Raw genomic sequence first — 16760 nt, forward strand, 5'->3', positions numbered from 1 at the left:
ATCAACGAAAACATCCTTGCTACTAAAAAAGGTTTAGAACAAGACAATCAAGCTGTTAAAGAATCAGTTCAAACCGTATCAGTTGTAGAAGGTGGTAATTTAACAGCAAGAATTACTGCTAATCCAAGAAACCCACAACTTATTGAACTTAAAAATGTTCTAAATAAACTTCTTGATGTTTTACAAGCTAGAGTAGGTTCTGATATGAATGTTATTCATAAAATATTTGAAGAATACAAAAGCTTAGATTTTAGAAATAAAATCTCTAATGCTTCAGGAAGTGTTGAATTAACTACTAATGCTTTAGGCGATGAAATAGTTAAAATGCTAAAACAAAGTTCAGACTTTGCTAATGCTTTAGCTAATGAAAGTGGAAAATTACAAACTGCTGTTCAAAGCTTAACCACTTCTTCAAATTCTCAAGCTCAATCTTTAGAAGAAACTGCAGCAGCTTTAGAAGAGATCACTTCTTCTATGCAAAATGTTTCAGTTAAAACTAGTGATGTTATCACTCAATCTGAAGAGATTAAAAATGTTACAGGTATTATAGGAGATATCGCAGATCAAATCAATCTTCTAGCTTTAAATGCAGCTATTGAAGCAGCTCGTGCTGGAGAACATGGTAGAGGCTTTGCTGTTGTGGCTGATGAAGTTAGAAAACTAGCTGAGAGAACTCAAAAGTCTTTATCTGAAATAGAAGCTAATACTAACTTACTTGTTCAATCTATCAATGATATGGCAGAAAGTATTAAAGAACAAACTGCAGGTATTACTCAAATCAATGATAGCGTAGCACAAATTGATCAAACTACTAAAGATAATGTTGAAATTGCTAATGAATCAGCTATTATTTCTAGTACAGTAAGTGATATAGCTAATAATATCTTAGAAGATGTTAAGAAGAAGAGGTTTTAATCTTAGATAACTAGCTAAAAAGCTAGTTATCTATAAAATAAATTTACTTATTGATTTAAAATTTGATTTTTACTCTTACATAAATTCTGCCAATTTGAAACACTTTTGATTTCAAGACATTGTTTTAAACTTTCTTTTTCAGCTTGTATATTTTGCATTCTTTCATAAGTTAAAGCTTGGATATATAAAGCTCTTGCTCTATCTTCATCTGAAAGTTTTAATTTAAGCAAATCTGCTAAAACAGCTAAACTTTCTTCATTTTTATTGATTTTAGCCAAAGCATCAAGATACATAAATTCTAAATTAGGACTAAAAAGATTTATACCTTTAAAATTTTGATAGTCAATGGCCTTAGGTGCGTAAGTTAAAATAGTTGTTTGCATATTATGATCATTAGCATAAGAAAGTAAAGCATCATAAGCTTCTACCATACTAAAATTCATTGGAAAACTTTCTAAAATTTGCAAAATTTTAATGGCTTGATTGTAGTCATTTAAACGCAACAAAGACAAAAATTGCAAATAATAAGCCTTAAAATTCTCATCATCGCTTTTTAAAATTCTAGAATTAGCTATATCTTTAGAAATTTTAATCACCTGAGGATATTGTTTATTATCAAAAAGAATAGATGCTTTTTGAAGACCATAAAATATAGAATCTTCGCTATAATTTTTATCTATATAATCAAGTGCTTGTTCAACATTAGAAGTTCTGATAAGACAAGCTAACATTTGTTTTTTATTCTCAATTTTCTGACCTATATCATAAGCGCTAAAACGCATAAAAATATTTGCAGCATTGATACAATTATCAGCTTTTATCGCATTTTTTAAATCATTAACAGCTGCTTTCTCTAAAAATTGAATAGCATTTGGAATTTTTTTACTTTCTATAAGATCTTTATAAGCTAAAATCGCACTAAAATTTCCCTCTTTATAATAAAGTGCAACATCTTCATCTAAAGCTTTATTTGCAATATTCTCATCTTTATTTGCATATTGCTTCATTAAATCTGTATAACGCTGATGCAAAAAGCTTGCATTATTATCACCTAAAGCAAAGAATACCTCATCACTTGCTTTTTTGATTTCATCTAAATACCTACCATCTAAATAATCATCCATATACAAATCAAGGTATTTTTTAGCATCACTAGATCTGTTAGTATGTGATAAAACTAAGGCTAAATCTTTTAAAGTTTCTTCATAACTTGGATCAAGTTTGGACATTTTAGCAAAGGCATCTTCATAAATACTTGCACTTATATCAAATTGTCCTTTTTGATTAAATAATTTAGCAAGTTCTAAAGATCTTGGAATATCTTTTCCAAAATATTCAGGATTGGCTTTTAAAATAGTGTTAATATACTCTATAGCTTTATTTACTTGCCCATTTGAAAGCAAATTCTTTGCCAAACTCATAGCTGCTCTTGCAGCTAAATCTAAATTTTTTGTATTAAAATAAGTATTTTCATAAATATTTACAGCTTTTTCTTTTTCATTTAAATTATAAATATAGTCTGCATAATCAAGTTTTGATAACTGAGTAAAATAATTATTAGGTTGTTCATTATCCAAAATCGACATTGTATATTCTACATCAGCACGCTGGGCTAAAGCGATATAAGTTCTTAACATTATATGTAAAACTTCTGAAAAATTTTTATCACTTGTAAAAGTACGCGTCCAATTTTTAGCATCATCAATCATCTTTTCTAAAATTTGTTGATCACGCATGCTTGGATCTTGGGTGTAAAGTTTATTTTGAGCTCTTAATTTATATAGTATAAATTCACTAATAAAAATACTACCACGATATCTATTGATAGCATTTTGCGCATCAATAGCAACCTGACTATAATTAGCCTTATCGTATTCTTTTTTGATGCGTAAATAAGTATTAATATCTGCACTTTGAGGGATAATAACAGGATCAGAATTTAAATCCAAAGCTCCAACATAAGGCAAGCTCTCGTGTGGAAAATTGATATTAAAATCAAGTCCATCATAGTCTTTAATAGGTGCTAGCTCTGGTGCAAAAATAAAAGTAAAAGCCTTACTTTTATGCGAACTTGATGAACTAAGTTCTTTATCTATATAAATATTTTGAGAAGTGTCAAACATTCTTGCTTGTATTTTTGGCAAAATGATCATTTTAATTTTTTGAGCTTCTTGTATAAATTTTAAATCAAAAGCAGAAAAACTCTGATCTTTTAATTTATTATCAACCATACCTGCAATATCACATTCAAAATGAACTTTTGATTCGGTAATAAATTTTTGACATGTAAATTCTAAATCATTACTCGCATGTAAAACTGCAAAAGCTTGATTATTTTCGCGACCCGTGTTTAAAACAAGCTCAAAAGCAAAAGCATTTAAAAAACTTAATAAAATTAAAAATAATATTCTCATAAAATAATTATAGCAAAACTCTTATAACATTAACAATATAGCAAAAGTGCTTATACAAACACAAAAAGCTAAAATAAAATTTTGTATAAAACTAAACTTAATATTATGAACCCTATCATTTTTCATAAATAAAGCATGAATTAAAATCTTTAAATACGCATAAAGCATAATAACAGAAGATAAAGCCACAAAAAGTGCCAAATACCAATATCCATTTAAAATTGCTGTATTTAAAATCATAAATTTACCCCAAAATACTCCAAAAGGCGGGACACCTGCTAAAGAAAGCACACTAATGCTCAAACAAAAAGCAATTAAAGGTTTTTTAACCAAAAGTCCATTTAAACTCTCATAAGAATTATTCTCATAATTGCTTAAAATCATAAATACAGCATAATTTGCAAAAGCAAATAAAGTCCAATATCCAAAAATAGCAAGCAAAATTCCATCAAAATTTTGTTCTTTTAGTAAAGGAATACAAGCCACCAAAACCAAAGAAGAATGCACTACAGAACTATAAGCAAACATTTTTTTGATATTGTTTTGACTTAGAGCCGCAAAAGCACCTATAAGCATAGAAAAAATCGCTAGAACTATTATGATATATTCAAAACCTGTATTATTTAAAAAATCAAACAAACGAATAACCACACCCAACATGGCAACTTTTGGCACAACTGAAATAAAAGCAACCAAATTTGTATGTGCTGCATAATACACATCTTTAAGCCAAAAATGAAAAGGTGCCAAAGAAAGCTTGATTGCACAAAGAACAAAAATCATCACTCCAGCACCCAAAAGCATGGGATCTTTTTGAAACTCATTTTTTAACGCTAAATTAGCAGATAAATCTAAAGTTCCTGTTTTTAAATAAATAAAAGCTACAGCCATAACAAAAAACCCAGCTCCTACAGCCGCTACACTAAAGTATTTTATCGCACTTGAAATAGCATTATCACTTCCACGCATTGCTATTAAAGTATAAAGTGCTAAAGAAGAACTTTCAAGTCCTATAAAAATAAGTACTAAATTTGAGCTTGAAACCATCAAAAGCAAAGATGCAATCACAAATAAAAATAAAGCATAAAATTCACCCTGATTTTCTTCTTTTTGCATTAAAAGATATAAAAATGAAAAACACAAAATCACCAAAGAAGCATAAAATGAAACAATATCATTATTTAAAGTAGCCAAAAAAGCTTTTGCTTCTAAACCTTGAGCATTTGCATTATTTAAAATCAAAAAAGCACTTACAATTAAAGATAAAGAACTTATACCGATATAAAACGATCGATGAAATTTCCAAAAACCAGAGCAAAGCAAAAGAACTATTGCAGTTGTAATTAAAAATAAAAATGGATAAGATAAGCTTATATTTAAAAGTTCTAAATTTAAAAAATTATTTAACATTTGCCTCTCCTATTTTAGATAAAAAATCTAAAGTATTTTGCTCAACAGCTCTAATATTCATTGTTTTTATAAGATTATCCACATCTTTTTGTATCGGCTTTAAAAGTATATTTGGCATAAGCCCTAGTCCAAAAATCATTACTACAATGCACACAAGCGCTACTATTTCTCTAAAACGTAAAGAAAAACCCTCTATAAAGCTTTGTTTTTGCATGAAAAATATTTTTCTAAATACTGCAAACATATAAATCGCTCCTAAAATAATCACCAAACCTGCCAACAAAGCGTAAAATAAATTAATCTTTGCTATACCTAAAAGAATTAAAAACTCTCCCACAAAAGAAACAGTTAAAGGCAAAGAAACGCTTGCGAGTAAAATTAACATAAAGAAAATTGAAAATAAAGGTGCTTTTTTGGCCAAAGAATGGTAAAAAGAAATATCATAAGTATGATATCTTTGGTATAAAAGTTCAACCATTAAAAATAAAGTTCCTGTTACAATACCGTGTGCAAACATATAAAAAACTGCACCACTAATACCCAAAGCATTTAAAGAAAAAATTCCCAAAATCATCACACCAAGATGTGAAATAGAACTATAAACGATCAATTCTTTAATATTTTCTGCTCTATAAGCAATTAAAGCATTATAAACGATACTCACTATACATAAAGCTACAATTAAAGGCATAAAATACACACTCGCATCTGGAAAAAGTGGTAAACAAAAAAGTAAAAATCCAAAAGGAGCCATTTTAAAAACTACAAGCATTACAGAAACAAGCACAGGCGAATTTGCATAAACCTTAGGTGCCCAAGTATGAAGTGGAAATAAAGGAGCTTTGATAGCAAAAGCGATAAAAAATGCTCCAAAAAGTAAAAGTTGCTCTGTGAAATTTACTGCTGAGGCATTATTTTTCCAAATTTCCAAGTCAAAAGTGAAAATATTTAAAAGTTGATAATTTAAATAAGCTTGATAAATCAATGCTACAAGCATTAAAATTGAACCCGCAAAAGCATAGATAAAAAATTTCACCCCTGCTCTAAAATCTTTACCATAAACTCCCATAATATAAAGCAAAGGCAAAAGAGAAAATTCCCAAAAAACATAAAATAACAAACCATCTTTTGCGCTAAAAAGTCCCATAATGGCAAATTCTAAAAAGAATATACAAGATACAAGTGCTTTTTGTTCCAGCTTTAAAAATAAAAAGCTTAAAAATATCATCAAAGAACTTAAAAGCATCAACACAAGTGCAATACTGTCTACTCCTACATGAAAGCTAAAAAATTTCAAAATTTTAAAAGAGAGATTATAATCAAAGCTTGCCCCTTGTAAAAAATCCGCAAAAATATCCAAATTTAAAGCCAAAATTATAAAACTTACAACAACGCTAAAAACCTTAACGCCTCCGCGATTTAAAAGCAAAACCACAAAAGCAGAAATTAAAGGAAAAAATATCAAATAATTTAGCATTTTACACCATCCATACCAAAATCAACAAAATCACAAAAGCTGCCACCAAAAATCTAAGCATTAAGTTTAAGCTGTTTGGCATAATCATTTTTTGTGAAATATTTTGAGAATACAAAGCAATTTTTTCAACTATTCTATCAAAAATGTAAAGATCACAATGTTTTAAAATCGCACATAAGCTTTCATATTTTGAAACGATAAATTGATGATAGAATCTAGGAATAAAATAATCATTGCTTAAAAGTTTGTGAATTTTATTTTCTTCAATACTTTCTTTAAACCAAGAATTTTTATAAGCAAAAATAGCCAAAATTACACCCAAAATAGCTGCTACACTCGCACAAATCATTACAATTTGATTTTGTGCATCAATAAAAACTAATTTTGTGCTTAAATATTCAAAAAAACTATGTTCAAAAAATCCTGCAACAATAGCTAAAACCATCAAAGGACTCATAGCCAAAAGTGCGATTTTACTTGCTTCATGTGGATGTTCATCATGTCTTGTAGGGGTAAAAAATACCAACATTAAAAGTCTAAAGCTATAAAATGCTGTTAAAAAAGCTGCGATTAAAAGCACTAAAAAAATACCATGGTGAAAAGAAATGAAAGAATATCCCAAAATCAAATCTTTAGAGAAAAATCCTGCGAAAGGATAAATTCCTGCTAAAGCTAAAGATCCTATACACATCAAAATAGCTGTAAATTTTAAAGGTTTAAAAAGTCCACCCATTTTTTTAATGTCTAATTTATCATTCATAGCATGCATTACATTTCCAGCACCTAAGAAAAGTAAAGATTTAAAAAAAGCATGTGTAGCTAAGTGAAATAAAGCTATACCATAAGCCCCAAGTCCTGCAGCCACAAACATATATCCAAGTTGAGATAAGGTAGAATAAGCAATAATGCGTTTTAAATCCCTAGCCACCAAAGCCATAGAGGCTGCAAAAATCGCTACAAAAGCTCCAAGTAAGGCAATAATATAAGAAACCTCAGGAACTAAATCATAAAGCGTACTCGCACGAATTACCAAATAAACCCCCGCTGTTACCATGGTTGCTGCATGGATTAATGCAGAAACAGGAGTTGGCCCTGCCATAGCATCAGCAAGCCAAGTGTGAAAAGGAAATTGTGCAGATTTTCCCATAGCCCCTATAAATAAACAAGTTGCGATTAAAATCAAAGCGTTGCGATCTAGGCTTTGTGCCATGGAAAAAACTTCATCATATTTTAAAGTTCCTGCTTGTAAATAAAGCCAAAAAATTCCTAAAAGCATACCCAAATCCGCAATACGATTCATAATAAAGGCTTCATTAGCTGCAAAAGAATAAGTATCATTTTTATACCAAAAACCTATAAGCAACCAAGAGCAAAGCCCAACGCCTTCCCAACCTACAAAAAGTCCTAAGAAATTATCACTCATAACTAAAAAAAGCATAGAAAAGACAAAAAGTCCTAAATAAGCAAAAAATTTATTAAAACCTTCATCATGAGCCATATAAAAAATACTATAAAAATGCACACAAGTAGCTACAATACCTACAACACTCATCATAGTAAGCGAAATGGCATCTATATCAAATCCAAAATTTACTCCAGCAAACCATTCAAACAAACTCACATTAAAAGCTTCATTGCAAAAAAGCAAATACAAAGAACAAAAAGCACTCAAAGCTATTAGAAGTGAGCAAATTATCCCTACAAATTGTTTTTTCTCACTCAAAGCAAAACAACTTGCAAACAAAAAAGCTATAAAAGGACTAAAAAGAGAAATCAAAGCCAAATTTTGCATACTAAGCCTCCACTTCTTTTAAGCTTTTTAATTCCAAAGTGCCTTTTCTTCTATACCAAAGCACACACAAAGCTACACCAACAGCTACTTCACAAGCCGCTACACCCATGATAAAAAGTGCAAAAACCTGTCCATTTAAATCATTGTGCATTTTAGAAGCTGCTACTAAGGCTAAATTAGCACTATTTAATAAAATTTCACTCGAAATAAAAAGCATGATGAGATTTTGTCTTTTTAAAATCCCTACAAGCCCTATGACAAACATTAAAATAGCTATAAAAAAATACTTTTCTATCATTGTTTTTCCTTTGTAAGCTCTTTATGAGTAAGAGTGATAGCACAAACTAAAGCAATCAAAAGCAAAATAGCTATAAATTCAAAAGCTAAAAGATATTTTGAAAAAATCGCTAAAGCCAGTTGTTTATTAAAATCAAACAAAGCAGGATCATTTAAAGGCAAATCCGTGCTGATATTTTGGTATTTAAAACCTATAAGCATGGCCAAAAGTAAAATTGCACTTAAAACTACCAAAGTAAAAAAACTTTTTTTAGCTTTAAGTTGTTCTTTAAATTCTTTAGAAGCATCAAAAAACATCATCGCGAAACTATAAAGTCCAAGCACAGCTCCACTATAAACAATAATTTGTATCACGCCTAAAAACTCTGCATCAAGTAAAAAATAAAATCCCGATAAAAACACCATTCCACCCGCTAAAGCCGAAAGAGAATAAAGCATATTTTTACTTAAAACCGCAATGCCAAAAAAGCCTAAAACCACTACACTAAAAAATACAAAGGCTAAATTTTCTATCATTTATTTTCTCCTTGCTCTTGTGTATTTTGATTTTCTAAGGCTCTTTCAATCATCACATCGTAATAACTTGGTGTTTTTACCACCAATAAATCAGCATCTTTTCTAAGGCTTCCTGCTCCTTCAAATTCAACTTGATTTTTAAGCTTATCAATAGGAGTTAAAAAATCTTGCTTATAGCCAAAATAAGACCTTTGCTCGGCTGCATTTTCATACTCTGTCCCATGTACTATAGCAAGTTCTGGGCAAACCTCAGCGCAAAAACCACAATAAATACAACGCCCTAAATTAATACTATAATTTCCTACTTTTTTACGCCCATTTTCATCTAAAGAAGTTTCCATTCTAATACAATTGCTAATGCAAATTTTTTCGCAAAGCCCACAACCTATACATCTTTCATTTTCGCTTTCTATAAAACGCATCAAACGATGAACAGCACGGTAACGATTGTCAAGCTTTACCTTTTCAAAAGGATATTTAATCGTAGCGCTATTATTTCTCTTAAGTAATTCTCTCATCATCACAAAAAGCCCTACAAAAAGCTCTAGTTTAACGCTTCTACGCAAAGCTTGTGAAATTTTCTCCCAAGTGCTAACAGGAGTTTTTCTTTTCTCATCCACTAAATAATAATTTTTCATATCAAACTCCTATAAAAGAACTGCCAAAGCAGTGATTAAAAGGTTTAAAACCGCTAAAGGGATTAAGATCAAATAGCACATTTTCATCACTTGATCTGGACGCAATTGCGGAAAAGCAGCTCTTGCCCAAAAATACCAAAAGAAAATAAAACTTGATTTTACTATCATCATAATCCAACCAGGAATAATCCAAAAGCTATTAAAACCCCCTAAAAACAAAAGAGTTACCAAAATAGCTCCAGCTATCATAGAAGCATATTCACCTATAAAAAACATACCCCATCTTAAACCCGAATACTCCGTTCCATAACCCGCTACAATTTCAGCATCATTTTCCGTCAAACAAAGCGGAGTTCTATTGGTCTCTATAAATAAAGCAATTATAAAAAGCACAAAAGCCAAGGGCTGTTTAAAAATAAGCCAAGAAAAAAATCCATCACTTTGATAATTGTTAATATCCACCAAAGAAAAAGAACCTACAAGCATTACAATAGCAATCAAAGCCAAAGCTCCTACGCTTTCATAGGAAATAATCGCTACAAGCCCTCTTGCAGCCCCTAAAATCGACCATTTATTATTACTTGCAAGTCCACCCAAAAACACCGCATAAAAGCAAAGTCCTGAAGTGCCGATGACAAAAAGCAAAGCTACATTGATATCTGCCACTATAGGCTGAATCACCCTTCCAAATAAAGTAAATTCAGGTAGCATAGGAATAGCCGCTAAAGAAACAAAAGCACAAATAGCAGAAATCAAAGGTGCTATAGCAAAAATAAATTTTTGCGAATTTGAAGGGATTATATCTTCTTTAGTAAAAAGTTTTATCATATCAGCTACAAGTTGAATAAGCCCAAAAGGCCCTACCATATCAGGCCCTATGCGTCTTTGAAAATAAGCTAAAACTTTTCTTTCAGCATAAGTTGCAAGACCTGCTAAACTCGCAAATATTGCAATGACAATAATACATTTAATCAAAGCCTCTAAAGCAAAAAAAGCAAAATCACTCATGGTTTGTTCCTAATTTTTCTAAATTCGCCACAACAAATCTTTCATCAAAAAAGCTTAGCGTGTCAAGTTTTTCATCAAAATACGGTAAGAAAGCTCCATTTTTTATATCCTTATCCACACGCACACTAAGGCTTAATTCTTTATCTTTTATTTTAAGTTTTACAAGATCTTTATCTTTTAAATTTTTCTCTTTAGCTAAATTTTCACTTACACCTAAAAAAATCACCTCATTAATCGCACTAGCACGATTTGAAAATCTACCAAATTGATAGCTAGGATTAGCACTATAAAGCAAAATTTCATCTTCTTTTGGGTTTAAATTTTCAAAATTTGGAGAGATGAATTCTTTTTTAGCAACTTGTTTAAAACATTCTAAATTAAGCTCATATCCCCTTTTACAATCGCCTGCATTGGTATAAAAATTGTCTAAATGATCAAAATCAATCGGAGAAAAACCTTTATTTATAGGGAGTCTCTTAGTATAATTTATGGTATATTCCTCATCAAAACCTAAAGCATTAGCTAAATCATTTAAAAAATATCCCTTAAATTCTAAAGCAGCGTTAGTTGGCACCACTCTTTTATCGTAATTTAAAAAAGTTCCTTCTTGCTGATTTAAACTCGCACTAGCTAAATTTGCATGCTCTTCATAAGAAAAACTAAAATCACCTTTTTCATTATAACCTAAAGTCTTGCCTTCTTGTGTGTTTTTATCCAAATCGCAAATCATGGCCACACCTAAGGTATTGGTATGCGTAGGATTTAAAAAGACTTTAAAAGGAGTGGTATTTTGGATCAAAGCAAGTAATTTAGCAAGTTTTTTCGCATTTTTATGAAAATAAAAATCACTCCCTATAACAAGAGTAAAATTTGCTTTTTTAAGCAATAAATCTTCTAATTTATCTTCATCTATGCCTAAATTTTTAGCAAAAATAGAGCGTTGCACTTCTATGATTTTTTTCACTTTCTTAGGCACGACTTTTTTTACTTCTTTTTGGATTTCATTGCCTTCTTCATCTTTTTCTATGACTTGCTCTACAACTTCTTCGTTGATACTTTCTTCTATTTCTTTATTTTCACTAACAAAAAACTCTGCTAAATGAGTTTTAATACCTTCATCTTGGCTAAATTTTTGAAGTAAAAAATATAAAATTTGCTCTTCATCGCCACTTTTATGAATGTGTGAAATAAAATTTTTAGAATATTTTGCTATACCCATATCTTCCATAGGATGAAAATAAAGCCCTGAGCCTTTATTCATCACTAAAGCATTATTGATTTTATAGCTAAGTGTTGGAGCATCATATCTTAAAAGCATTCCAGCCACAACCAAAAAATCACTTTTTGTTATATCTTGAGTATTAGCACTATAAAACTCGCCAGAATTAGCGATAAATTCTTGTAAAAATTCTTTAAATTTCAAAGCTTCTTCATTGATCAAAGAAAGATTAAATTTCTTTTTTAAATTTTGTAAAATCAAAGCTTCTTCATTGGTAATAAAACTATTAAATTTAATGTTTTTAATTTCATTTTTCTCAAAAAGCTCCACAAGTTCTTTAAAGGCTTTTTCATCTTTATCTGCCTCATTTTGCGTATCAAAAGCAAATCTTGCAGCCTTATTTAAACTCGCAAAGGCAAAATCATTACTCACACGATAAATTTTTTCTTTTTGATTGCTAATACCACTTTGCTTAATATCATAATACATCAACTCACAATCGCTTGAATGCGGATTTGAAGCAGGGATTCTTTTAAGTTCCCAAATATTTGAAGTGTATTGAAATTTCGAACCTATCAAAGCTCCTGTTGGGCATACGCTTGTACATTCCCCACAAAATGAACAATCAAGCGTGTCGCCATTTGCAGGACCTATCAAACTTTTTTGAAATTTAGTCCAAATCGCATAAGCATCTTTTCCCATGCTCTCTTTAAAGCTATTATCCACACTATCTCCGCCACGAGGAACGGTTTTTAAAGCACTTTCGCCGATTTTATCCTTACAAACTGTAATACAACGCTCACATACTATGCAAAGTGCGGGATCGTAATTAATCATTCCCCAATGTTTATGCGGTTTATGCGTGTCTTTAATCCAATGTTTTTGAACATTTACACGACTTTTATGAGTGAAATTTTGCAATTCACACTCGCCTGATTTATCGCAAACTCCACATTCTAAAGGATGATTGATACAATAAGCTTGCATGATCTCATTTCTTTCATCCCAAAGATTTTTTAAATCACTTTCTACAACCATACCCTCTTTTGCTTTAGTATTGCAAGAATATACCTTTTTACCATCAGCTTCAACCATACACATACGACAAGCCAAAGTAGGACTACAGCCTGAAAGATAGCAAATCGCTGGGATAAAAATATCATTTCTTCTTGCTATATTTAAAATATATTCGCCTTCTTCAAAGGCGCAATTTATACCATTAATCTTAACTGTCATTTTGCTTCCTTTATGCGAATTGGAGTAAAATCAAAACCATTGTTTTCATAATTTAAAAAAGCTATGGTGCCTTGTAAATTTTCATCTAAACAAAGCTTGGTTTTAAAACTAAAATCTTTAGCCAAAATTTTAACTTCACTTTGATCTTTGCATTTTGCAATTTGTAAAAATTGCTTTGAACAATGTAAATTTTTATCTTGCAAATTTGCTCTAAAAAGCACTAAACCATCATAATTATCTAGTTCTTTTAAGGTGTTTAATTTTGCCTTTTTAAAATCGCATTCTTCTTCATCGCTATCTAAAATCTTTAATTCATATTTTACGCTTAAGAAATTCAAAAAATATTTGATATTTTCGCTATCTTTATAAAAATGGATATTTTTATCTATAATTAAATACTTAGCCTCTTTTAAAAAAGCAAGCACTTCACCTGCTTCTTCCTCTCCAAAGCAAGATTCAGCACTTAAATATCCCTCATCTAAATCGCTAAATTGTCCTTCATCGCTTAATTTACAAAGCAAGGCTAAAACAAAACTCAAACTTGCAATTTCGCATTTGTAAAATTTAGCTTTTAAATTTTTATCTTCCAAACAAGAAATATTAATACTATTTACACCTATTTTTTCACATAAATTTTTGTTTTTAAGGCTTGGCATATCTAAAAAACAAAGAGCATTATCATAAATCATACCCTCTCCTTTTTTATAACAATAGTCCAATCCACTTGATTAAATTTCAAAGAATTTAAAAGCTCGCAACCTTGTTCTTTTACAAAAGAAAAACTTTTTTCAACAGGAGAAAAATCGCCGATTTCAAAAAGCACCACTAAAACCTCACCTTGTTTTGCTTCTTTTATGATTTGTGCTAAATCTTCAAAAAGCTCTTTGCTTTTTCTTAAATCTACTCTTCTCATCGATCTATCTCACCTAAAACTATATTTACATTACCCATAATGGCTACAACATCAGCCAAATAAGTACCTACAAGCATTTCTTCAAAAAACGCACAATGCCAATAACTAGGCGTTCTAGCCTTTAAACGATAAGGTCTTCCTGTACCATCACTATGGATAAAAAAGCCAAGCTCACCTTTTGGACTTTCGGTAGGCACATAAACTTCGCCTTTAGGAGGTTTTAAACCTTGAGTGATTAAAACAAAATGCTGCATTAAGGAATAATTCTGCGTTAAAATTTGTTCCTTTGAAGCACTTACATACTCAGGATGCGTAGCTAAAATTTCAGGTGGAGTATCTTTATAAAGCGTGGCACATTGCCTAAGGATTTTCAAACTTTCACGAAATTCTTGCATATAAACTTTATATCTTGCATAAGAATCCCCTTGTGTAGCATAAGGCACACCAAATTCGACTTCATTATAAAGCAAATAAGGCTCTTCTTTGCGTATATCGTATTTTATACCACTTCCTCTTAACATCACACCCGTACAACCCCAATTTAAGGCTTGTTCTTTGGTAACCACACCTACATTTTCAGTTCTTAAACGCCAAATTCTATTATCATCTAAAAGATCTTCATAATCTTTTAGATCATTTGGAAATTTGTCACAAAATGCAAGCATTTCTTCTAAATAATTCTCAGGTAAATCAAGCATAACCCCGCCTATTCTCATAGAAGAATGCGTAAGCCTTGCACCGCAATACTTTTCTATCAAATCCAAAACATACTCACGTTCTCTAAAGCAGTATAAAAACACACTCATCGCACCAATATCAAGCGCATGAGTGGCAAGCCAAAGTAAATGCGATGCAATACGGTTTAATTCTAAAAGTATCATGCGTATGACTGCTGCACGGCGTGGAATCTCTAAACCACAAAGCTTTTCAACCGCTGCACAATAAGCATAATTATTCGCTGAAGCGGCGATATAATCCATTCTATCAGTAGTAGGAATAAATTCTTGATAAATCATATTTTCAGCCATTTTTTCCATACCACGATGCATATAACCTATACAAGGACGCGCTTTTACAACTTGCTCTCCATCAAGTTCTAAAATAAGACGTAAATTTCCATGTGCTGAAGGGTGTTGAGGGCCTAAATTGATAATCATTTTTGAGTCTTCTTGCTCAAAAGCTATATTTTCATAATAAGGTTTTAACTTGCTAGGAATTTGCATTTTAACGCCTTTTCTCTAAAATTTTTGCTTCATCACGTTTTACTTTTTTTACAAAAGCCACGCCTTCATCTTCTTGATATTCTTGTTTAAAGGAAACTTCCTTCTTTTGACCACCTTTTGGCACTTCATGATAAAGTCTTGCAAAATTTAGCGTATCTTTATCATCAACAAAACCAGAATCTCTTTGTTCTTTACCCACTACTTCACGATATTCTTTACCAAAAATTTTATCAATCTCATACCATCTTGCAAACTCATCACCCTTTAAAGGATAAGTTTTTAAAAGCGGATGTCCAAACCAATCATCAGGCATTAAAATGCGTTTTAAATTGGGATGATTTATGATGAAAATTCCAAACATATCATAAATTTCTCTCTCACTCCAATTTGCCCCTTTAAAAACATGAGCCACGCTTTGCAAACGCTCTTTTACGCCTACAAAAGTTTTTATTCTCACTCTTAATTTTTTTTCTAAATTTAAAAGCTGATAAAACACTTCAAAACCATTTTTATCTGCTACAAAATCAATAGCACTTGCCTCTGTAAAACTTAAATACCCTAAAGTTTTAAGCATTTGCAAAGTTTTAACATTGTCTTCTTTTTTAATTTCTATTACCCAAAAATCAAGCTCTACAAAGGAATTTAAAATTTCTACTTGAGTTTTTAAAACTTCAAAATCATCTTTAAAAACACTTTCATTAACATCAGATTTTACAGTGTGTGGTGCGTGATAAAATCTATCTTTGTAATAATTTTGAGTTTGAGCATTTTTTTTATCGCTATACTTTCTCATCATATCAACCTTTTAGGTGCGATCTTACGACTTGCTTTTTCTTTGCGGATCTTTTTTTGCAAAATCATCAAAGCAAACTGAAAACTTTCTGGGCGTGGAGCACAGCCTGGCACATAAATATCTACAGGTATAATTCTATCCACTCCTTGAACCGTAGAATAAGTATTAAACATACCGCCTGTATTGGCACAACTTCCCATAGAAATCACCCATTTAGGATCAGGCATTTGATCATAAAGTCTTCTTGTAAATTCAGCGTGTTTTTTACACAAAGTTCCTGCGATAATCATCACTTCACTATGGCGTGGTGAAGCTCTAAAAATCGTTCCAAATCTATCAAAATCATATCTTGAACCCCCAGCTGCCATCATCTCAATCGCACAACAGGCAAGTCCATAAGATAAAGCCCATAAAGAATTACTCCTACCCCATTGAACTAGTTTATCAACACTAGTTAAAACTACGGGCAAACCACTTGCATAATTTACTTGATGCTCTGCCATGCAAACGCTCCTTTTTTATAAGCATATAAAAATCCAACTCCTAAAAGTACGATAAAAACAAAAACTTCTAAAAGCCCAAACCAACCTAAATCTTTAAAAATCAAAGCCCAAGGAAATAAAAACACAACTTCTATATCCAAAAGTATGAAGATTAAGGCGATGATGAAAAATTGAGAGTTAATCTTGTTAGCTTGTTTAACAGGAATAGGACCACATTCATAAATTCCAAGTCCTAATTTTTTGCGATTTTTTGCGGCAAAATTATTACCAATTTTTGAAGCTAAAAAAACCAGTCCAAAAAAAATAACACTAGCAAGTACTAGCATTAAAAAAATACCAAAATAAGGATGCGAAGCATCTATATGAGACATTTATTCTCCTTTTTTAAAGCACTTTAATCACTCCA

The 16760-nt window shown here is 31.0% G+C and carries 16 protein-coding genes; 1 reads left to right on the plus strand and 15 read right to left on the minus strand.

Annotated features, from left to right (window positions below):
• The coding region (locus tag AJ888_RS02105; RefSeq protein ID WP_002934477.1) for a methyl-accepting chemotaxis protein at window positions 1–915 on the plus strand (915 nt) is incomplete at its 5' end.
• A 47-nt stretch (window positions 916–962) separates the two neighbouring features.
• On the opposite strand, the gene AJ888_RS02110 is transcribed toward AJ888_RS02105, so the two are convergent.
• Genes AJ888_RS02110 through AJ888_RS02180 form a run of 15 tightly spaced genes read right to left on the minus strand, consistent with a single transcriptional unit; the run spans window position 963 to window position 16725 of the window.
• Window positions 963–3329, minus strand: coding sequence for a tetratricopeptide repeat protein (locus AJ888_RS02110; RefSeq protein ID WP_070296110.1), 2367 nt, complete (start codon window positions 3327–3329; stop codon window positions 963–965).
• A 21-nt stretch (window positions 3330–3350) separates the two neighbouring features.
• Window positions 3351–4739, minus strand: a complete 1389-nt coding sequence (locus AJ888_RS02115) for an NADH-quinone oxidoreductase subunit N (protein ID WP_044794378.1) — start codon at window positions 4737–4739, stop codon at window positions 3351–3353.
• Window positions 4729–6216, minus strand: a complete 1488-nt coding sequence (locus tag AJ888_RS02120) for an NADH-quinone oxidoreductase subunit M (RefSeq protein ID WP_070296111.1) — start codon at window positions 6214–6216, stop codon at window positions 4729–4731. Before AJ888_RS02120 ends, AJ888_RS02115 begins: the two co-directional genes overlap by 11 nt.
• 1 nt (window position 6217) lies before the next feature.
• Window positions 6218–8008 (minus strand): NADH-quinone oxidoreductase subunit L, encoded by a 1791-nt coding sequence (gene nuoL, locus AJ888_RS02125; protein WP_070296112.1) that lies wholly within the window; start codon window positions 8006–8008, stop codon window positions 6218–6220.
• Window position 8009: 1 nt separating this feature from the next.
• Window positions 8010–8306, minus strand: a complete 297-nt coding sequence (nuoK, locus tag AJ888_RS02130) for an NADH-quinone oxidoreductase subunit NuoK (protein WP_002858466.1) — start codon at window positions 8304–8306, stop codon at window positions 8010–8012.
• Complete coding sequence (locus AJ888_RS02135; RefSeq protein ID WP_002856161.1) at window positions 8303–8821, minus strand: NADH-quinone oxidoreductase subunit J; 519 nt, start codon at window positions 8819–8821, stop codon at window positions 8303–8305. The genes nuoK and AJ888_RS02135 overlap by 4 nt, the downstream gene beginning before the upstream one ends.
• A complete protein-coding gene (gene nuoI, locus AJ888_RS02140; RefSeq protein ID WP_002862213.1) occupies window positions 8818–9459 on the minus strand; it encodes an NADH-quinone oxidoreductase subunit NuoI in 642 nt (213 codons plus the stop codon). The genes AJ888_RS02135 and nuoI overlap by 4 nt, the downstream gene beginning before the upstream one ends.
• A gap of 9 nt (window positions 9460–9468) precedes the next feature.
• Window positions 9469–10467, minus strand: coding sequence for an NADH-quinone oxidoreductase subunit NuoH (gene nuoH / locus AJ888_RS02145; RefSeq protein WP_002856570.1), 999 nt, complete (start codon window positions 10465–10467; stop codon window positions 9469–9471).
• Window positions 10460–12922, minus strand: a complete 2463-nt coding sequence (locus AJ888_RS02150; RefSeq protein ID WP_002862214.1) for an NADH-quinone oxidoreductase subunit G — start codon at window positions 12920–12922, stop codon at window positions 10460–10462. Before AJ888_RS02150 ends, nuoH begins: the two co-directional genes overlap by 8 nt.
• Complete coding sequence (locus AJ888_RS02155) at window positions 12919–13611, minus strand: hypothetical protein (protein WP_002862215.1); 693 nt, start codon at window positions 13609–13611, stop codon at window positions 12919–12921. Before AJ888_RS02155 ends, AJ888_RS02150 begins: the two co-directional genes overlap by 4 nt.
• A complete protein-coding gene (locus AJ888_RS02160; RefSeq protein WP_002824979.1) occupies window positions 13608–13835 on the minus strand; it encodes an NADH-ubiquinone oxidoreductase subunit E family protein in 228 nt (75 codons plus the stop codon). The genes AJ888_RS02155 and AJ888_RS02160 overlap by 4 nt, the downstream gene beginning before the upstream one ends.
• Window positions 13832–15058 (minus strand): NADH dehydrogenase (quinone) subunit D, encoded by a 1227-nt coding sequence (gene nuoD, locus AJ888_RS02165; protein ID WP_002862216.1) that lies wholly within the window; start codon window positions 15056–15058, stop codon window positions 13832–13834. Before nuoD ends, AJ888_RS02160 begins: the two co-directional genes overlap by 4 nt.
• 1 nt (window position 15059) lies before the next feature.
• Window positions 15060–15854: an NADH-quinone oxidoreductase subunit C gene (locus AJ888_RS02170; RefSeq protein WP_079396365.1), complete on the minus strand. Its 795-nt coding sequence runs from the start codon at window positions 15852–15854 to the stop codon at window positions 15060–15062.
• Window positions 15851–16354: a NuoB/complex I 20 kDa subunit family protein gene (locus tag AJ888_RS02175; protein WP_002851253.1), complete on the minus strand. Its 504-nt coding sequence runs from the start codon at window positions 16352–16354 to the stop codon at window positions 15851–15853. Before AJ888_RS02175 ends, AJ888_RS02170 begins: the two co-directional genes overlap by 4 nt.
• Window positions 16336–16725, minus strand: coding sequence for an NAD(P)H-quinone oxidoreductase subunit 3 (locus AJ888_RS02180; protein ID WP_002824972.1), 390 nt, complete (start codon window positions 16723–16725; stop codon window positions 16336–16338). The genes AJ888_RS02175 and AJ888_RS02180 overlap by 19 nt, the downstream gene beginning before the upstream one ends.
• Window positions 16726–16760: the final 35 nt, after the last annotated feature.

Origin of the sequence: Campylobacter sp. BCW_6467, assembly GCF_001762855.1 — a bacterium.
In the GTDB taxonomy this organism is placed as follows: Bacteria; Campylobacterota; Campylobacteria; order Campylobacterales; family Campylobacteraceae; genus Campylobacter_D; species Campylobacter_D jejuni.